This is a genomic window from Pantoea sp. JKS000250 (assembly GCF_003201065.1).
In the GTDB taxonomy this organism is placed as follows: Bacteria; Pseudomonadota; Gammaproteobacteria; order Enterobacterales; family Enterobacteriaceae; genus Pantoea; species Pantoea vagans.
In genome coordinates this window covers 1-19737 of the sequence record NZ_QICZ01000002.1, presented here as the reverse complement: position 1 = coordinate 19737, position 19737 = coordinate 1, and the positions used below count along the sequence as shown (strand labels likewise).

The following is a 19737-nucleotide window of genomic DNA, read 5'->3' as shown; positions in this document are numbered from 1 at the left end:
GGGCATCGATGTTTCGTGTAATGTCGCCGAAAGGCTACCTGCAACGGCCCGGACTCCGGTCTGAAGTGGGTGAGATTATCCGGCCGCTGGCCTCGCATATTCACATCCTCACGTCGCCGAACGCCTGGCAGGCGGTGAATCCGGCACTGACCATCAGCCTGGAACAGGCAGGTATTCGCTGGCAGCTCGACATGCTGACCGGTGAATGCACCGATGCGGCGATAGCTGCTCTGCAACAGCGGGTGCAGACGCACGGAGCCACCCTGATACTGGCAGTGGGCGGTGGCCGGGTGCTGGACTGTGCCAAAGCGGTCAACGATGCCCTGCCGGATGTGCGGCTGGTCAACTTCGCCACGCTGGCTGCCACCTGCGCGGCCTGGTCTCCGCTGGCAATTATCTATAACGAGCAGGGCGGGCATCTTCGCAGTCAGCCACTTAATGCCATGCCGGAATGGATTCTGGTGGACAGTGAAGTGATTGCCCATAGCGACGTCCGCTACCTGCGATCCGGTATTGTTGACGCGCTGGCAAAATGGTTTGAGTTTGAACCTTATCAGCGACAGACGCGGCACCGGATGGCGCTGGATCTTAAAGTCGCCGCCGCCTGGCAGGCGGTGACGGTGCTGAAACAATGGGGTGAAACGGCGGTGGCCGATAACCTTGCGCAACAGGTGACCCCAGCGCTGGAGAAGGTGATTGAAGCCAATATTGTGCTGGCAGGGCTGGCGAACAGTATTCAGGACGCAATGGCGACGCCCGGCTTTGCCCATGTTATCCATGATCGTCTGACGCACCAGCCGGAACTGCATCACTGGCTGCACGGCGAAAAGGTCGGTTTCAGCCTGCTTATCCAGTCATGGATTGAACAGCAGGGCAAACAGATCGAGCCGGAACTGCTGTCGCTGCTGCGCCTTTTCCACTCGCCCCTGACGCTGCCCGCGGCTATCGACGCCGACACCGTGCGTCAAATCGCGCAGCAAATCCACTTTCCGGCCGCCAGCCTGGCGCATCTTCCCTTTAGGTTCGACCCTCATCAACTGGAGCAGGCTCTGCTGGCGACGGCTGCGTTTAAACCGTAAATGCGGTTGGTCAGAAGAACAGACGTTGCTGCTTGCTAACCTACCAATAGTAACTTACTTTTAGTAGCTTATTGGCTAATCAGGTTAATCAGGTAAGGTGACAACGATGCATGCACTCATAGTGACTTCCCATCCTGACCAGGATGCGCATTCCCACCACGTGGCAGACCAGCTGGCGCAGGGCATAATCTCGACAGGGCACCACACGGTTGAAAAGGCCGATCTGGCGGCAGAAGGGTTTGATCCGCGCTTCACGCTCGATGATCATCGACGTTTCAACGGTCAGGCTATGGCATCGCCCGAAGTGCTGGCGGAACAGCAGCGACTGGACCGCGCCGATGCGCTGGTACTGGTCTATCCGATTTACTGGTGGTCATTCCCGGCACAGCTAAAAGGCTGGATCGACCGGGTGTTTATCCAGGACTGGGCCTTCAGCGAACAGGATGGTCGGGTAATTAAACGCCTTGGCCATCTGCCTGTGCATCTGCTGGCGATTGGCGCGGCGGACACCCGAACCTTTCTGCGGCGCGGCTATTTCACCAGCATGCGTAATCAGATTGAAAACGGCATCTTTGACTATTGCGGTGCGCCGGTGGTGACCAGTGAGCTGTTACTGATCGGCGATGAAGGTTATCCTGAGTCGCACTATCAGCTGGCGCAGGCTCTGGGCCAGCGTCTGTTCGCCCATCAGGAAAAACATGACCGTAGAAAAAACACCCCGTAAGCGTCTGTCACGTGAGGCCCGACGCAGGCAGTTGTCAGACGTCGCGTGGCAGATAATGCAGACGGAAGGCAGCGAGGCGCTGACGCTGGCGCGGGTCGGCGACGCCGCGGGTGTCAGTAAACCGGTGGTGTATGACCATTTCACCACCCGTCATGGGCTGCTGGCGGCGTTGTATGACGATTTTGATCGCCGCCAGAGCGAGCGGATGAATGCGGCGATGGATGCCGCGCCAGTCAGGCTGCAACAAAAAGCGGACGTGCTCGCGGCCTGTTATGTCGATTGTGTGATGACGGAGGGGCGCGAAATCCCCGAACTGCTCTCCGCGCTCAGTACCTCACCGGAACTGGCCGCCGTCAAACGCCATTATCAGCTCGACTTTATTGCCCGCTGTCAGTGCTGGCTTGCGCCTTTTGCTGGCAGTAGCGGTATTGCGGAAGCCGGCATGTGGGGGCTGCTGGGGGGCGCGGATGCCATCGCAGGCGCAGTGGCACGCGGCGATATCAGCAAGCCGGAAGGTCAGCAGGCGATAGCGGCTATGGTGATGGCGCTGGTGGCAGACAGTCTGGCGTCAGAAGTGGATTAGAAAAAAGGCGGCCCGCAGGCCGCCGAATCATTCAACCACAACAGGCGTTGTGTAAGCAGTGGCAACGTACAATGATGATCGTTTAGCCCTTCACCCCGCCCGCGGTTAATCCGCTTACCAGCCAGCGCTGCGCCAGCAGGAAAACCAGGGTGATCGGAATCGCGGACAGCACCGCCGCCGCGGCAAAATCCCCCCACAGGTAGTTCTGCGGATTGAGGTACTGCTGCATCCCCACCGCCAGGGTATAGCTGTTGACGTCGCGCAGCAGCAGCGAGGCGACCGGCACTTCAGTTACCGCGGCGATAAACGCCAGAATAAATACCACCGCCAGAATCGGCACCGACAGCGGCAGCAGCACCAGCCGGAACGCCTGCCACGGCGTTGCGCCATCCAGCGCGGCGGCCTCTTCCAGTGACCCATCGATGGTTTCGAAATAGCCCTTAATCGTCCAGACATGCAGCGCAATGCCGCCCAGATAGGCGAAGATTACCCCTCCGTGGGTATTCAGCCCGATAAAGGGCAGATACTGGCCGAGACGATCAAACAGCGCATAGAGCGCTACCAGCGAAAGCACCGCTGGGAACATCTGGAAAATCAGCATCCCTTTCAGCAGGCTGGCGCGACCGGTAAAGCGCATACGGGTAAACGCATAGGCGCAGGTGGTGGAGAGCGCCACGATGCCCAGCGCGCTGATTGCCGCAATCTTGATCGAGTTCCATAACCACAGCAGCACCGGGAAGGGTGGCGGCGTCACGCGTCCGTCGGCATGTTCAACGCTAAAGCCCAGCGCCAGCCGCCAGTGCTCCCAGGAAATCTGCTCCGGGATCAGGCTGCCGGTGGCAAAGTTACCGGCTCGCAGGGAAATCGCGATCACCATCAGCAGCGGAAACAGAATCGCGGCAATAAATAACAGCAGCAGCAGATGCGTGGTCAGCAGACGCAGCCGTTGCGATTTGGGTTGTACCATAGCCATAACAACTCCTTAGCGCCTGGTCCATCAGGCTATTAATCGAATTTCATCCGCGAGGCTTTCAGGTTAATCACCGCCAGCGCACCCACCAGCAGGAAGATCAGCGTGGCAATGGCGGCCGCCAGACCAAAGTCCTGCCCGCCACCGCCTTCAAAGGCGATACGCCAGGTATAGTTCACCAGCAGGTCGGTATAACCGGCTGGCGTGGTAGTGCCCAGGCGATCCGGCCCGCCGTTGGTCAGCAGTTGCACCAGCACAAAGTTATTAAAGTTAAAGGCAAAGCTGGCAATCATCAGCGGCATCAGTGGCTTCAACAGCAGCGGCAGCGTAATCAGGAAGAAGTTCTGTAGCGGTCCGGCACCGTCCATCGCCGAGGCTTCATAAAGGTCGTCGGGAATGGCTTTCAGCAGCCCCATGCAGAGGATCATCATGTAGGGATAGCCGAGCCAGGTGTTGACGATAATCAGCATGGTGCGCGCCAGCGTCGGATCGCTGAACCAGGCGGGCTTCACGCCAAACAGCGCGCTCAGCATCACGTTGATCTCACCAAAGCTCTGGTTAAACAGCCCCTTGAAAATCAGGATCGAGATAAAGGCCGGCACGGCATAGGGCAGAATCAGCATCACCCGATAGACCGCTTTGCCGCGCAGCGCTTCCCACTGCACCAGACAGGCCAGCACCATGCCCACGGCGACGGTCAGCACCACGGTGATCAACGAGAAGAGCAGCGTCCAGCCAAATATCGCCAGGAACGGCTTCTGAATCCCTTCGTCGGTAAAGACCCGCACGAAGTTTTTCCAGCCGGTATTCACGGTAAAACCAGGACTCAGCGTTTCGTTGTCCCAGTTATTGTCTGCGTTCACCGCCTGATAAAAACCGGTCTGCGGATTAGCGCGGTAACGCGTGCCGCTCTGCTGGTTAATCAGCTCATCCTGCGCGCCAGCCCGATAGAGCGGCTGGGTACCGGAGAACTGGCGCAACGAACTCATCCGCAGCTGACGACCATCCGGCAGCTCGGCGCGGAGCTGGCTCAGCGCCTGACGGTGGGTGGTGATCGCTCGGAACGTCGCCCGTTCGCCTGCAGGTGGCGTGGCAGGCGTCATTTTCAGCGTCTGATCTGCGCCAAATGCAAATGGCGGAGAGACAAAATTGTCTTTGCCATCGTTCAGCACCAGCTGCCAGCGATCGCCCGCCGGGAAGAGTGAAAAATTCACCGCCTCACCCGACTGGAAGGTGCGGCCCAGCAGCACCTGCTGCGCCCGCTCAAAGGTAAGCTGGTTACTGCTGCTGTAGTTGGTAAAGGCGATGGCGATAGTGCAGGCGAGGGGGAATAGCACAAACAGCGCCATGCCTGCGACGCCAGGATAGACATAGCGCCACGCATAGGCGCGACGGTTGGCAAAAATCCACAGTCCGGTCGCGCTGAGGATCAGCGTCAGCAGCGCAAACAGATATTCTCCCTGCGCGTACATCAGCACCAGCAGATAGCCGACCAGCAGACAGCAGAGCCCGATGAGAACGCTTTTCAGCAGCAGACTGCGCGTTTTCGGTTTTCCTGACATGATGCGGTTTTCCTTAACGATCACTCAAGCCGGGTTGCCCCGGCTGCAAAAGGGAGAATTACTTCTTCAGACGGGCCTGGGCATCTTTCAGTGCGGCGTCAACGCTCTGACGTCCGCCCAGCGCGTTCAGGGTCGCGGTGCGCATCGCGTACCAGAAGGCCGCCATCTGCGGGATGTTTGGCATGATGTCGCCCTGTTTCGCGTTGCTCATGGTGGCGGCGATACGCGGATCTTTCTCCAGCGTCTGCTGGTAAGATTTCAGCGCCACGGCACCCAGCGGCTTGTCTTTGTTGACCGTTTCCAGCCCGGAATCGGTCAGCAGATAGTTCTCCAGAAACTCTTTCGCCAGTTCTTTGTTCGGACTGGCGGCGTTGATCCCGGCGCTCAGTACGCCGACAAAGGCTTTAGACGGTTTCCCGTTCAGCGTCGGCAGTTCTGTAACGCCATAGTCGATGCCGCTCTTATCCAGATTGCCCCATGCCCACGGACCATTAATGGTCATGGCGGTCTCGCCCTTGTTGAAGGCGGCTTCGGCAATGGAGTAATCGGTGTCCGCATTCAGCGTTTTGGCTTTAACCTGATCGACCAGGAATTGCATGCCCGCTTTCGCCCCGGCGTTATCGACGCCGACATCCTTCACGTCATAGTGTCCGTCGGTCAGCTTAAAGGCATAAGCCCCGCCCGCAGCCAGCAGCGGCCAGGTGAAGTAGGGCTCCTGCAGGTTAAACATGATGGCGCTTTTGCCTTTGGCGCGCAGTTGCTTGTCGAGCGCGGCCATCTCTTCCCAGGTTTTTGGCGGAGTCGGCAGCAGCTTTTTGTTGTAGATGAGTGACAGCGACTCAACGGAAATCGGATAGCCGATCAGCTTGCCGTCAAAGCGCACCGCATCCCAGGTAAACGGGAAGATCTTCTCGCGGAAGCTGGCATCTGGCGTCACTTCTGCCAGCAGGCCCGACTGCGCATAGCCGCCAAAACGGTCATGCGCCCAGAAGATAATGTCCGGGCCATCGCCGGTCGCTGCGACCTGCGGATACTTCTCTTCCATTTTGTCAGGATGTTCGACCGTGACTTTGATACCTGTCTCCTGCTCAAACTTCTTACCCACTTCGGCAAGGCCGTTATACCCCTTGTCACCGTTGATCCAGATGACCAGTTTACCTTCCTCGATTTTTGCCATCGCGCCTGCTGAAAAGAGCACGGCAGAGAGGGCAGAAAGGGCCAGAATTCGTGCTCCGGTTTTCATCGTCATAAATCCATCCTGTTAGCGGAAGTGGTGAATGCTCTGTCGGCATCATTGTGCGTATCCACACCGGCATCTCATCCTCCCGCGCTCTACGCCCCTGGCGTAATCGCTGTGATCGCACTGGCAAAAAGCGCCTTAAGCGCGAGCTGAAGCGGTAAAAAATCCTGCAGGTCTGCGTCAGCGATCACAAAAAAGCGCGGCACCGCGCGGCCTTCCGCGTCAGCCCGCGTTTCTCCTCCTCCCGCCTCCTCCCCCAGCAGATTGCGTGGCGGCGGAGGATGTGACTCCCTGTTTCCTCTCGCATAGTGAGCCCCGGAACCCGTCTGCCGCCCGGCAGACACGAATGTGCAGCTAAGAGGGAAGGGATCATGGCGAGCGTTGTGCTACGCAATGTCACAAAAGCCTGGGGCGATACGGTGGTGTCGAAAGATATCGATCTCACTATTCGTGAAGGGGAATTTGTTGTTTTCGTTGGCCCGTCGGGCTGTGGCAAATCGACGCTGCTGCGCATGATTGCCGGACTGGAAACCATCACCAGCGGCGAACTGTTAATCGGCGACCGGCGCATGAATGAGGTGCCGCCTGCTGAACGTGGCATCGGCATGGTGTTTCAGTCTTATGCGCTCTATCCCCATCTGTCGGTGGCGGAGAATATGTCTTTCGGCCTGAAGCTGGCCGGGGTGAAAAAAGCGGAGATCCATCAGCGCGTCAATCAGGTCGCTGAGATTCTGCAACTGGCGCACCTGCTCGATCGCCGTCCCAAAGCCCTCTCTGGCGGCCAGCGTCAGCGCGTGGCGATTGGTCGCACGCTGGTGGCGGAGCCGCGCGTCTTTCTGCTCGATGAACCGCTGTCGAATCTCGACGCCGCGCTGCGCGTTCAGATGCGCATTGAGATCTCCCGTCTGCATAAGCGCCTTAAGCGCACCATGATTTACGTCACCCACGATCAGATCGAAGCGATGACGCTGGCTGACAAGATTGTGGTGCTGGATGCCGGGCGCATTGCGCAGATCGGCAGGCCGCTTGAGTTGTATCACTATCCCGCCAACCGCTTTGTCGCCGGGTTTATCGGCTCACCCAAAATGAATTTCCTGCCGGTCAAAGTGACCGCCACCGCCATCGATCAGGTGCAGGTGCGGCTGCCGAATCAGCAGCTGGTCTGGCTGCCGGTGGACAGTGCCGGGGTCCAGGTTGGCAGCAATATGTCACTGGGTATTCGCCCGGAACATCTGCTCTCCAGCGATATCGCCGACGTTACCCTGGAAGGGGAAGTGCAGGTAGTGGAACAGCTGGGGCATGAAACACAGATTCACATCGAGATTCCCGCTATCCGTCAGAACCTGGTCTACCGCCAGGAGGACGTCGTGCTGGTAAAAGAGGGCGCCATCCTCGGTATTGGCCTGCCGCCCGAGCGTTGTCACCTGTTCCGCGAGGACGGGAGCGCGTGCCGCAGGCTGTATCAGGAGCCGGGTGTATAGCCCTGCCAAAAACAATAAAAGCAATGACCTCAGGAGATAGAAAATGTTAACTCTGCGCAAACTTCCCATTGCCGTTGCCGTCGCGGTGGGAACCCTCTCCGCCCCGACGATGGCGGTTGATTTTACCGGTTACGCCCGTTCCGGCATTGGCTGGACCGGCAGCGGTGGCGAGCAGCAATGTTTCCAGACGACCGGCGCTCAAAGTAAGTACCGTCTGGGTAACGAATGTGAAACCTACGCCGAACTGAAATTAGGCCAGGAAGTGTGGAAAGAGGGCGACAAAAGCTTCTATTTCGACACCAACGTGGCTTACTCCGTGGCACAGCAGAATGACTGGGAAGCGACCTCACCCGCCTTCCGCGAAGCCAACGTCAAAGGTAAAAACCTGATCGACGCACTGCCAGGTTCCACCATCTGGGCCGGTAAGCGCTTCTATCAGCGTCACGACGTTCATATGATCGACTTCTACTACTGGGATATCTCCGGTCCGGGCGCGGGTCTGGAAGATGTTGATCTCGGCTTTGGTAAGCTCTCTTTCGCGGCAACCCGTTCGTCTGAAGCCGGCGGCTCTTACACCTTCTCCAGCGATCGTATCCGTGACTTCGCCACCAGCACCGCCAACGACGTGTTTGATGTGCGTCTGGCCGGTCTGGAAACTAACACGGATGGCGTGCTGGAACTGGGTGTCGATTACGGCCGTGCCAATGCCCGTGATGACTACCGTCTTGAAGATGGTGCGTCGAAAGATGGCTGGATGTTCACGGCTGAACATACCCAGAGCATGCTGAAAGGCTACAACAAGTTTGTGCTGCAATACGCAACCGACGCGCTGACCTCGCAGGGCAAAGGCGTGCCGCAGGGCACCAGCCTTAATAACAACGGTGACATGTATCGTATTCTCGATCACGGCGCAATCTCGCTGGCGGAACGCTGGGACCTGATGTACGTCGCCATGTATCAGAACATCGATCTGGACAATAACCGCGGCACCGAGTGGTACACCGTCGGTGTGCGCCCGATGTACAAATGGACGCCGATTATGAGTACGTTGCTGGAGCTGGGCTACGACAACGTGAAATCGCAGCAGGCCGGCGAGCGTAATGGACAGTACAAAGTGACGCTGGCGCAGCAGTGGCAGGCGGGTGACAGCATCTGGTCACGACCGGCGCTGCGTCTGTTCGCAACCTACGCCAAATGGGATGAGAAGTGGGGCTATAGCAAAGACAAAGCCGGCGATCTCACTACCTTCGCCTCTGCTGACTCCACCGGCAACGGCATCCTGACTAACAGCCGTGGCAACAACGACGAAGTCACCTTCGGCGCGCAGATGGAAATCTGGTGGTAAACCTTTTCTGACAGGCGCGGCCTCGCGCCTGAGGGATCTCTTTGGTCGTGGTGTGCCATTGCCTGGTTCACACCGCGACCTGCAATAAGGTACGCATAATGAAAATGAAAAAACTGGCTGCACTCTGCCTGAGTGCGGCGCTGCTGACAGGGCACGCTCTGCCTGCCCTGGCCGATGTTAATCTGGTGCCGCAGGATCTCTCCGCTGCACCCGTCGTGGCTCCTGAAACGTTACAACGCCTGAGCTGGCAGCCTCTGGCGGCCTCTCAGACCCAGACCACTAAACTGGCTAATAGCGGCCAGACGCTGAACGCGCCACACATTGCCGGGCCGGTCGCGGCCTACAGTCTGCCCGCCACGATTGGCGAACTGACGCTGACGCTGAGCAGCCTTGTGGAGAACGGTCAGGTTTTTGCGCCTAACGTGCTGGTGCTGGATGAAAATCTGCGTCCGGCGGCCTGGTTTCCCAGCCGCTACTTTACCTACCAAAAGCCGGGTGTGATGACGGCGGATCGGCTGGAAGGCGTGATGAAACTCACGCCGGCGCTGGGCCAGCAGAAGATTTACCTGCTGGTGTTCACCACCGACAGCGATCTGACACAGACCACCACACTGCTCGATCCGGCCAAAGCCTATGCCCAGGGCACCGGTCATGCCGTACCGGATATCCCCGATCCCGTTGCCAGCCACAGCCGCGAAGGCACCATTAAGCTGAAAATGCAGACCAGTTCCGGCTCCTCGATTCTGGTCGGGCCACTGTTTGGCTCATCCGGGCCAGGCCCGGTCACAGTGGGTAACAGTGCACCGGCGGCAACGGCCTACAGCGCAGCGCCTGCTCCGGCCGCCGCGCCCGAGCCAAAAGCCCGTGCTGAACCCATCATGAGCGACACCGAGCATTACTTTAATCAGAAGATCACCCAGGCAGTGAACAGCGGCAACATCGACAAGGCGCTGAAACTGCTGGATGAAGCCGAGCGGCTGGGTTCCACCTCTGCACGGCAAACCTTTATCAGTAGTGTTAAAGGCAAGGGGTGATGCTGCCCCGACGCTATTGATGTTGTCCCATCTGGTGCGCTCTGGCGCACCTTTTTTTGTTGCGATACGCACCCTTGCCCTGGTGTTGTCTGGCTGAGCAATCTGTATAAAAACGGGTGAGCAAACATAATGCTCTGAAGTTGCGAGTTGTACGTTACTGATGTACATTTCATTATCTGATTTCAGGAGGCTATATGCGTAGTTACACCACCACTGAGGCCCGACAAAACATTGCTGAAGTCATGGACACAGCTACGGCCGGTGAGCCTGTAGAAATAACCCGGCGCGATGGTTCTTCTGCTGTACTTATCAGTCGCGACGATTTTAATGCCTGGCAGGAAGCAAAACTGGATGCCGAATTTGCCGACATTATGGGGCGACATTCACGTACGGTGAAGGCACTGGCTGACCGATGAAATGGGTTAGTGCTCAGGAGGTGATAGCTTTTCATGATCGTCTGCTGGCTGTTCTGCCAGGTATCAAGGGTATGCCAGAACCCCAGAGAGCAGAAGCTATCATTTATAGGGTACAGAACCAGCTCTATTATGAAGGTGTGGAAGATATCTTTGTATTAGCCGCCATCTACCTCATCGCTATATCCCGGGGACGCATTTTTAATGATGGTAATAAGCGAACTGCATTTTTCGTCACGATGGTTTTTTTGAATCGTAACGGCATAGCTATACGTGATGAAGATAATGAACTCGAAGAATTAACGGTATCTGCCGCTACTGGTGATGCTACGACTAAGGTCATTGCTGCTGTATTGCGGCGATTATCGTTTTTGTCTCCGTAAGAGTCATTTTTGTTGTCAGCCCTGCATGTTTGAAATTTTCTCCGCCTAAACGTAATAATCCGGGAGCAGGTTTTCGTCCGTAAATGATGACGACAGGATTTGCTATCAAATGAACTAACCCCGAAAATTTCGGGGTTTGCTCTTTTAATCTTAACTCCAGCCTTAACCCCGCAGCCGCCGCCTGCGGCGAGTCGTTAAATCCCTTAACAACACGTCAGTTTCCGCATCGCTGAACAGTGCCTCAACAGTCACGCTCAGCTTGCGTCGCCAGTTCGGGTATTCGTCGCTGGTGCCGGGAATGTTGACCGGCGCGGCCATATCCAGCCAGTCCTCCGGTTGCAGACCCAGCAGGGCGCTGTGGCTGTCCGCCAGATAGCGCTGCATCGCCCGGTTCAGTGCTTTACTCATCCCGGTGCGGCGTGCATCGCGTCCGGCACGTTTCGGCAGCGCACCGACCCGATGCAGACTGTTCAACAGCGCCTGTTTCGCCCGGAGTCGATCCTGATACAGCCCGGCCAGCACCACTTTGTCGGGATAAAGACCGAGTTGCGCGCCGGTCGTCAGATCGTCACTTTGCCACCAGCCGCGCAGCGTTGGGAGATCGTGCGTGGTGGCGACAGCCATCGCCTGGCGTGGCCAGCTGGCGGGCGGACGAAAACCGGTATCGGAGGTCTGTTCGAACCAGAGCACTTTATAGGAGTAAACACCGCCATCCCGCAGCTTATCGACAATCGCCTCCGGCACGGTGCCAAGGTCTTCGCCAATCACCATGCAGCGATGACGCTGGCTTTCCAGCGCCAGAATCGCCAGCAAATCGTCGATTGGATAGTGCACATAAGCGCCGTGGTCGGCACTTTCTCCCGCCGGGATCCACCACAGCCGCATCAGCGCCATCACATGATCGATACGCAGCGCACCGCAGTGACGCATGCTGGCGCGCAGCAGGCTGATCCACGGCTCCCACGCGCGCTGACGCATCATCTGCGGATCCATGGGCGGCAATCCCCAGTCCTGACCGCGCGGGCCGAGAATATCCGGCGGTGCACCTATGCTGGCCTCCATGCAGTAGAGATCGCGCTCGCTCCACGTCTCTGCGCCACCCTGGGCGACGCCCACCGCCAGATCTCGGTAGAGTCCGATCGGCATCTGCTGCTGCTGGCAACAATTCCAGCAGCTTTCAAACTGCTGTGCGGCCAGCCACTGCAGCCAGAGCCAGAAACGCACCTGATCCTGATGCTGATTTAAAAACGCCTGCACCGCCGGGCTGCCGGGATGCTTTAACGCCTCCGGCCAGATCGGCCAGCCCCAGCGCCCGCTGTCCTGCGCCATCTGATCCGCATGCAGCGCATCAAACAGCGCCTGATGCAGCAGGCTCTCGCCGCCTTCCCTGATAAACGCATTAAACGCCTGCACCTCAGGATCGATGGCGTCACGCTGGGTAAACTGCGGCCACGCGAGGCTCAGCGCCTGAATTTTCAGCCGCGTCACTGCCGCATAATCGACCCATTCGGCTGCGCGAGCCTGCGCCAGCGTCTGCTGCGTCTGCGGCAACTGCCACCAGGCCTGCGCGGCGGCGCTCTGCCGGAAATCGATCACCGCATTCACATCGATGTAAAGCACATTGAGCCAGCGCCGGGACGACGGGCTGTAAGGACTGGCGCTCTCCGGGCTGGAGGGAAACAGCGCATGAACAGGATTAAGGCCGATAAACGCGCCGCCGCGTGCGGACACCTTTGGCAGCATCCGGCGCAGATCGCCAAAGTCGCCAATGCCCCAGTTTTCGGCCGAGCGCAGGGTATAGAGCTGCACGCAGGCTCCCCACAAGGATTCACCCGCCAGCAGTTGAGGGGGTTCATAACAGCGGGCGGGGGCAATAATCACCCGGCATGACCACTGCTGCGCGTCCTGTTGCAGCGTCAGTTGGTGATAGCCTTCGGGCAGCGGCGGCAGATGCAGCGGCTGGGCGGGCTGGCAGCGACCGGAGCTGATCTCACCCGCCTCGCTGATGAGATGCCAGTGGGTATCGTCGCTCAGCTGCGGCGAGAGGCTGAGCGACTCGCCGCTGCGAAAAATTACCGCCGGTGGCAGCGGCGCGCTTAGCGGATGGGAAGGCTGCATCACCGCCAGCAACCGCTGGCGGGTCAGGGTCGGAATCGCCTGTGGCTTGCCGTGTGCATTGATATACTCAGCAGCGATGCCTGCCAGGGAAAATTCATCCAAAACTTTCATGGCGTTCCTTAGCGTTTCGCTTGCCAGATGCGCTGCTGGTAATCGCGGATCGCGCGATCGGAGCTGAACATGCCACAGCGCGCGGTATTGAGGATGGTGGCACGCGTCCAGGCCTCCTGATCGTTCCACAGCAGTTCAACCTGCGCCTGTGCGTCCAGGTAGGGCTGGAAGTCAGCCAGCACCAGATAAGGATCGCCGCCTTCCGGGCCAAGACTGTGCAGCATCGCGTCAAACGCGTGCAGGTCGCCCTGGCTGAAGGTGCCATCTTCCAGCGCCTGTAACACCTGATTGAGCTGTGGATCTTTTTTGCGCCACTGCGCCGGGGCATAGCCATCGGCTTTTAACGCCTTCACCTGTTCCACGGTATGCCCGAAGATAAAGATGTTCTCGCTGCCGACCTGCTCAGCGATCTCAACGTTCGCGCCATCCAGTGTGCCGATGGTCAGCGCACCGTTAAGCGCCAGCTTCATATTACCGGTGCCGGAGGCTTCTTTTCCGGCGGTAGAGATCTGCTCAGAGAGATCGGCGGCGGGAATCAGTCGCTCGGCAACGGAGACGTTGTAATCGGGAATAAACACCACTTTCAGCCGGTCGCCAATACGCGGATCCTGATTGATCACCTCAGCCACTTTGTTGATGACGTAGATGATATTTTTTGCCAGCGCATAGCCCGGCGCGGCTTTGGCACCAAACAGCACCACGCGCGGCGCGCGATTCGCCTGCGGATCGCTGACCAGCGTCTGCCACAGCGCAATGATGTGCAGCAGGCTGAGATGCTGACGTTTGTATTCATGCAGGCGCTTAATCTGCACATCAAACAGCGCGGTAGGGTCGATTTCGATACCGGTGCGGTTTTTGATCCAGCCGACCAGCGCCTGTTTGTTCTGCTGCTTGATGGCGCGATAGTCCGCGCGGAAGGCAGCGTCATCCGCAAAGGCTTCCAGTCCCTGCAGGGCATCAAGATCGTTCAGCCACGGCTTGTTCAGCGTTCGGGTGATCAGCGCACTCAGTGCCGGGTTGCACTGATTAATCCAGCGGCGCGGCGTAATGCCGTTGGTGACGTTATGGAATTTCTCCGGCCACAGCTGGTGATACTCCGGGAAGAGATCCTGCACCACCAGTTTCGAATGCAGCGCTGCCACGCCGTTAACGGCAAAGCCGCTGGTGACGCAGAGATTGGCCATCCGCAGCTGGTTGTTATGCACCAGCGCCAGTTTTGCCCATTTTGCGTCATTGTCCGGCCAGCGCGCCGTGACAGCCGTTTTCAGCTGCGCGTTCAGGGTGTTGATAATCATCATATGGCGCGGCAGCAGGCTGCGCACCAGCCGGACATCCCAGCACTCCAGCGCTTCCGGCATCAGGGTGTGGTTGGTGTAGGCGAAGGTGTGCTGCGTGATCTGCCACGCGCGAGACCAGCTCAGCTGATGCTCGTCCAGCAGCAGCCGCATCAGCTCCGGAATCGCCAGCGTCGGATGGGTGTCGTTCAGCTGGATCACTTCGTAATCGGCCAGGGTTTCAATGCTGCGTCCGGCCAGATGATGGCGACGCAGAATGTCAGCCAGCGCGCAGGCGCACTGGAAATATTGCTGCATCAGACGCAGCTTTTTACCGTTCTGGTGATTGTCGTTGGGGTAGAGCACTTTGGTCAGTTTTTCTGCATCAATGCCCTGTTGTTCCGCGCGCAGAAAGTCACCGTCATTGAAGCGACCCAGATTAAACGGCTGCGCATGTTTCGCCTGCCACAAACGCAGTGGCTGACTGATGCCATTCTCATAACCGACCACCGGCAGATCCCAGGCTTCACCAGTCAGTTCAAACGCCGGCTGCCACTGCGGCTGCCCGCCAATGGTCACCACTTTACCGCCCAGCCCGACCCGCACGTTGAGCGCGGCGTTGTGGTTAAACCACGGATAGCGATCGCGCTGCCAGTCATCCGGGCCTTCAATCTGTGCGCACTGCTCAAAGCGCTGGCGGAACAGTCCGTACTGATAGTTCAGACCGTAGCCCGTCGCAGGCTGACCCACGTTCGCCATGGAATCCAGGAAGCAGGCCGCCAGCCGACCCAGGCCGCCATTGCCCAGCGCCGGATCCGTTTCGTTTTCCAGCACGTCGGTCAGTGAAACGTTCCAGGCCGAGAGCGCGTCGTTAACCGCGTCATACCAGCCCAGGTTCAGCAGGTTGTTGCCGGTCAGGCGACCAATCAGAAACTCCATCGACAGGTAGTTAACATGGCGCAGGTCTGTCGGGACCGGGGGAGCAGGCTGCGCGGCCAGCATATCGGCCAGCGCACCGCTGAGTGCCTGCCACCACTGTGCGTGGGTCATCTCCTGCGCATCGCGCAGGCCAAAACGCTGCCACTGACGGGTCAGGGCCGCGTTGAACTGAGTCGGGTTGAAATCGGGCTGTGTCATGGTTGATGTCCTGTAAAAACAGAAAATGGGTCAATGAGGCGACAGTCTGCCCGGGTGGAAATCATTGCTCATCCTCCTGCAAAGAATTAGGGCAGGAGGATAGGGAGGGTGGAGAGGATGAGGCTAATCCGAAATCGCCGCAGGAGTGTGATTGCGCCCGCTTTTGTAAAGTTTAATTAATGGGTTTGCTTGCATTCATCTGACGAAATGCTGAACCTGTGTAAGGAATAATTACGAAGCGTAAAATAATGATGCGCTCGACAAATGGAGAAACGCGCGCCCATGTTAATACCCGCCAAACTCAGTCGCCCGGTGCGTCTTGAAGGCACCGTGATCCGCGAGAGATTGCTGCAAAAGCTCACCGCTGCCGGTAACTATCGGCTGGTGCTGGTGACCAGTCCGGCGGGCTACGGTAAAACCACACTGGTGTCACAGTGGGCGGCGGGGAAAAGCGATCTGGGCTGGGTTTCTTTAGACGAGGGTGATAATCAGCCAGAGCGCTTCGCCGATTACCTGATCGCGGCACTGCAACAGGCAACACACGGCGGCTGTCCCCGCAGTGAGCTGCTGGCGCAGAAGCGGCAATATGTGAATCTCAACGCGCTGTTTTCCCAGCTGTTTATCGAGCTGGTGGAGTGGCAGCAGCCGCTGTGGCTGATCGTTGATGACTACCATCTGATCACCAATCCGGTTATCCATGACGCGATGCGCTTTTTCCTGCGCCATCAGCCTGAAAATCTGACCCTGATTCTGATGTCTCGTAACCTGCCGCAGCTCGGTATCGCTAATCTGCGGGTGCGGGAGCAGCTGATCGAACTGGGCAGCCAGCAGCTGGCGTTCACCCATCAGGAGGCGCGCCAGTTTTTTGACTGTCGTCTGGCGGCCCCGCTGGAAAGCGAAGAGAGCAGCCGCCTGTGTGATGATGTCGCAGGCTGGGCGACGGCGCTGCAGCTGATTGTACTATCGGCACGCCAGGGAGCCAGTTCGGCGCAGCATTCCGCCCGGCGTCTCTCCGGCATCAATGCCAGCCATCTCGCCGACTATCTGGTTGAAGAGGTGCTGGATAACGTCGATCTGCCGACCCGCCATTTCTTGCTGAAAACCGCGCTGCTGCGCTCAATGAATGATGAACTGATCGCCTGCGTGACCCGCGAAGAGAACGGTCAGATGCGGCTGGAGGAGATCGAACGCCAGGGACTGTTTCTGCAGCGCATGGACGACTCCGGCTGCTGGTTCAGCTACCATCCGCTGTTTGGCAACTTCCTGCGTCAGCGCTGTCAGTGGGAACTGGCGGCAGAGCTGCCTGCGCTGCATCGGGCGGCAGCCGAGAGCTGGATGGCGCAGGGCTTTCCCGGCGAGGCGATTCATCATGCGCTTGCCTCGGGCGACGCTACCATGCTGCGGGACGTGCTGCTGAAGCACGCCTGGACGCTGTTTAATCAGAGCGAGCTGCCGCTGCTGGAGAACTCTTTAAAAGCGCTGCCGTGGGAGATGATGCTCGACAACCCGATGCTGGTGCTATTGCAGGCGTGGCTGATGCAGACTCAGCATCGCTTTTCAGAAGTCGACAGCCTGCTGGCGCGTTTTGAGCAGGCCAGCCACTGCGAGATTGACGCGGCACTGCGCGGTGAATTTAATGCGTTGCGCGCTCAGGTGGCGATCAACGATGGCAAGACCGATGAAGCGGAGCGGCTGGCGAAAGTGGCGCTTGATACCCTGCCAGCCAGCCGTCACTACAGCCGCATTGTGGCAACCTCGGTGCACGGTGAGGTGATGCACTGCAAAGGCGAACTGGACGATTCACTTAAGCTGATGCGGCAGACCGAACAGATGGCGCGTCGCGATGAAGTGTGGCACTACGCGCTCTGGAGCCTGATTCAGCAGAGCGAAATTCTGTTTGCGCAGGGCTTTTTGCAGGCTGCTTATGAGATCCAGAGCCGCGCCTTTGTGCTGGTGGAAGAGCAGCATCTGGCACAGTTCCCGCTGCATGAGTTTCTGCTGCGCATACGTGCCCAGCTGCTCTGGGCCTGGGGACGACTGGAAGAGGCAGAGCAGGCGGCGCGCGAAGGCATCAAGGTGCTGAACGGTTTCCAGCCGCAGCAGCAGATCCAGTGTCTGGGATTGCTGGTGCAGTGCTCGCTGGCGCGCGGCAATCTGGATAACGCCCGCAGCTACCTTAACCGTCTGGAAAACCTGCTGAACAACGGTAACTGGCACAGCGACTGGATTGCTAATGCCGACAAAGTGCGGGTGATCTACTGGCAGATGACAGGCGAAAGCCAGAACGCCCGAGACTGGATGCGGCTGACACCCAAACCCGCCTTCGCCAACAACCATTTTCTGCAGGGGCAGTGGCGTAACATCGCCCGCGCGCAGATTCTGCTGGGCGATGTCAGTCAGGCGGAAGTGGTGCTGGAGGAGCTGAATGAGAACGCCCGCGCCCTGCGCCTGATGAGCGACTTAAACCGTAATCTGCTGCTGCTGAATCAGATCTACTGGCAGACCGACCGCAAGGCGGAGGCGCAGCGCGTGCTGATCGAGGCGCTGAAACTGGCGCGCAGCACCGGCTTTATCAGCCACTTTGTCATTGAAGGCGAGATGATGGCGCAGCAACTGCGGCAGCTGATACAGCTTAATACCCTGAATGAGCTGGACAGCCACCGCGCCCGCCGCATCCTGCTGGAGATCAACAAATATCACCGTCACAAGTTCGCCCATTTCGATGAAGGCTTTGTCAGCCGGTTGCTTAACCATCCTGACGTGCCGGAACTGATCCGCACCAGCCCGCTGACGCAGCGCGAATGGCAGGTGCTGGGGTTAATCTATTCGGGCTACAGCAACGATCAGATTGCCGGTGAGCTGGCGGTGGCGTCTACTACCATCAAAACTCATATCCGCAATCTCTATCAGAAACTGGGCGTGTCACATCGCAGCGAAGCGATGAATCAGGTGCAGTCGCTGCTGAAAATGATGGGGTATGTCTGAGGGTGTTAAGGGGACAGATTAATTGCGGAATATCGCTGGCGCGATAGATTATCAGCATCACGTTTATTCTGACGTCTTTATCCAGTCTGTGCCTTAAAACGAATAGTTGAGCGGATTGCTGCACCAGAAGAGAGACGTAATTATCCACCACAAATAGCCGGTGAAATGCGTTAATCCTCTGCCGGCCGTCGCTGTCAAAAGCCGTTACGGCCGAAGACTATTCCGTGAATAAGCCTGTCTGAAAGTATAAGCAGAATGATCTATAGCTAAGAAAATTCCGTGTGCAAGCGTAACCCGCGCTATGTTAATATTTGTGCGCTTATCCAGCTCTCCTGCCGTGCGTAGTATTACCGGAACGCAGTATGACCGATAAATATCACCTTCATCATGACGTCGATGTGCTGCTACTGGTGCGCCGCATCTGCCAGATCGCCTTAACGCTACTTATTCTGCTGAGTCTTCATCCCTCTGTTGCGCTGGCCGGGATAAAGGATAACAAGGCTAATCGTATCGTCAGCGGCATCATCAGTTTTACCCACTGGCAAAATTTAAATAAGCCGCCTGAATTATGTGTTTTTACTTCAGCACGCCATCTCTCTTTGCCGGAAAACAGCGCCGCTGCAGCAGCGACATTCACCGTGGTCTATCTTGCGGGTGCAGGTGATCTCGCGTCGCATCGCTGCGATGCCCTTTATTTCGGCGATCAGACACCGCAGCAGCAGGTGGACATTATTGAGCAGCTGAAGGGAAGAGCGGTGCTTACCCTGGCAGAGAACAATGCGGAATGCGCTGTGGGTGCCGCTTTTTGCCTGATTTTTCAACCGGACCATACGCACTTCTCCGTTAATCTCGATTCACTTGCCAGAAGCGGTGTCAGAGTGAATCCGGATGTGCTTTTACTCTCCCGCGAGGGAAGTGAATGAAATGAAATTCGATAAACTCAAGCACGATAAATCATCCATCCGCAATAAACTGCGGAAAATAAGCACCATCAATTCGGCGGTGATATTACTGTTGTGCTGGTTGTTGCTGTCATCGACGTCGCTCATTTTTATTAAAAACTATGAGAAATGTAATCTTGATTTAATCGGCTCGACGCTAAGCACCACGCTCACTGCGGCAACCGTATTTGCCGACAGCTACGATGCGCGTAATAAAATTGAACGGTTTGGCAATGAGGGCATGTATGACTCTGCAAAGCTGGTTACCCGCGACAACATCGTTCTGGCCAAGTGGCATGCACAGCGGGAACAGACGGGCTGGTTTTCTCGATTGCTGCGTGAGTGGATTTACCTCAA

Annotated in this window: 16 protein-coding genes; 11 read left to right on the top strand and 5 right to left on the bottom strand. The window is 57.8% G+C overall.

Annotated elements, in window-relative coordinates; translation table 11 throughout:
* Window positions 1-8: 8 nt before the first annotated feature.
* The 3 genes from BY447_RS19850 (at window position 9) to BY447_RS19840 (ending at window position 2386) form a co-directional block, all read left to right on the top strand.
* Window positions 9-1079: an iron-containing alcohol dehydrogenase family protein gene (locus tag BY447_RS19850; protein ID WP_110331976.1), complete on the top strand. Its 1071-nt coding sequence runs from the start codon at window positions 9-11 to the stop codon at window positions 1077-1079.
* A gap of 106 nt (window positions 1080-1185) precedes the next feature.
* Window positions 1186-1803, top strand: a complete 618-nt coding sequence (locus BY447_RS19845; RefSeq protein ID WP_033785013.1) for an NAD(P)H-dependent oxidoreductase — start codon at window positions 1186-1188, stop codon at window positions 1801-1803.
* Window positions 1778-2386 carry a TetR/AcrR family transcriptional regulator gene (locus BY447_RS19840; RefSeq protein ID WP_110331975.1) on the top strand — a complete coding sequence of 203 codons (609 nt, stop codon included), beginning with the start codon at window positions 1778-1780 and terminating at the stop codon, window positions 2384-2386. The genes BY447_RS19845 and BY447_RS19840 overlap by 26 nt, the downstream gene beginning before the upstream one ends.
* Window positions 2387-2468: 82 nt before the next feature.
* On the opposite strand, the gene malG is transcribed toward BY447_RS19840, so the two are convergent.
* From malG to malE, 3 genes are read right to left on the bottom strand one after another with little or no spacing between them, the layout of a single operon-like run.
* On the bottom strand, window positions 2469-3359 hold the full coding sequence (malG, locus tag BY447_RS19835) for a maltose ABC transporter permease MalG (protein ID WP_110331974.1): 891 nt from the start codon (window positions 3357-3359) through the stop codon (window positions 2469-2471).
* 32 nt (window positions 3360-3391) lie between these two features.
* The gene (gene malF, locus BY447_RS19830; protein ID WP_107320394.1) at window positions 3392-4918 is read right to left on the bottom strand and encodes a maltose ABC transporter permease MalF; all 1527 of its coding nucleotides are present in this window, start codon (window positions 4916-4918) and stop codon (window positions 3392-3394) included.
* Window positions 4919-4976: 58 nt separating this feature from the next.
* A complete protein-coding gene (gene malE, locus BY447_RS19825; RefSeq protein WP_033785017.1) occupies window positions 4977-6167 on the bottom strand; it encodes a maltose/maltodextrin ABC transporter substrate-binding protein MalE in 1191 nt (396 codons plus the stop codon).
* 362 nt (window positions 6168-6529) lie between these two features.
* Between malE and malK the strand changes: the two genes are divergently transcribed.
* The 5 genes from malK (at window position 6530) to BY447_RS19800 (ending at window position 10814) form a co-directional block, all read left to right on the top strand.
* A complete protein-coding gene (gene malK, locus BY447_RS19820) occupies window positions 6530-7639 on the top strand; it encodes a maltose/maltodextrin ABC transporter ATP-binding protein MalK (protein WP_013196181.1) in 1110 nt (369 codons plus the stop codon).
* A 43-nt stretch (window positions 7640-7682) separates the two neighbouring features.
* Entirely contained in the window at window positions 7683-8984 is a 1302-nt protein-coding gene (locus BY447_RS19815) for a maltoporin (RefSeq protein WP_110331973.1), read from the top strand.
* Between the two features lie 98 nt (window positions 8985-9082).
* Window positions 9083-10018 (top strand): maltose operon protein MalM, encoded by a 936-nt coding sequence (malM, locus tag BY447_RS19810; RefSeq protein ID WP_110331972.1) that lies wholly within the window; start codon window positions 9083-9085, stop codon window positions 10016-10018.
* A 194-nt stretch (window positions 10019-10212) separates the two neighbouring features.
* Window positions 10213-10434, top strand: a complete 222-nt coding sequence (locus tag BY447_RS19805) for a type II toxin-antitoxin system Phd/YefM family antitoxin (protein WP_013196184.1) — start codon at window positions 10213-10215, stop codon at window positions 10432-10434.
* Window positions 10431-10814, top strand: a complete 384-nt coding sequence (locus tag BY447_RS19800; RefSeq protein WP_110331971.1) for a type II toxin-antitoxin system death-on-curing family toxin — start codon at window positions 10431-10433, stop codon at window positions 10812-10814. The genes BY447_RS19805 and BY447_RS19800 overlap by 4 nt, the downstream gene beginning before the upstream one ends.
* A 162-nt stretch (window positions 10815-10976) precedes the next feature.
* On the opposite strand, the gene malQ is transcribed toward BY447_RS19800, so the two are convergent.
* Both malQ and malP read right to left on the bottom strand, forming a co-directional pair.
* Window positions 10977-13043 (bottom strand): 4-alpha-glucanotransferase, encoded by a 2067-nt coding sequence (gene malQ, locus BY447_RS19795; protein WP_110331970.1) that lies wholly within the window; start codon window positions 13041-13043, stop codon window positions 10977-10979.
* Window positions 13044-13051: 8 nt separating this feature from the next.
* A complete protein-coding gene (gene malP / locus BY447_RS19790) occupies window positions 13052-15454 on the bottom strand; it encodes a maltodextrin phosphorylase (protein WP_110331969.1) in 2403 nt (800 codons plus the stop codon).
* 282 nt (window positions 15455-15736) lie between these two features.
* On the opposite strand from malP, the gene malT reads away from it, so the two are divergent.
* The 3 genes from malT to BY447_RS19775 form a co-directional block, all read left to right on the top strand.
* A complete protein-coding gene (gene malT / locus BY447_RS19785; RefSeq protein ID WP_110331968.1) occupies window positions 15737-18439 on the top strand; it encodes an HTH-type transcriptional regulator MalT in 2703 nt (900 codons plus the stop codon).
* A 362-nt stretch (window positions 18440-18801) separates the two neighbouring features.
* Window positions 18802-19362, top strand: a complete 561-nt coding sequence (locus tag BY447_RS19780; protein WP_110331967.1) for a YfiR family protein — start codon at window positions 18802-18804, stop codon at window positions 19360-19362.
* A gap of 1 nt (window position 19363) precedes the next feature.
* On the top strand, window positions 19364-19737 hold a 374-nt coding region (locus tag BY447_RS19775; RefSeq protein ID WP_323859513.1), incomplete at its 3' end, for a CHASE sensor domain-containing protein.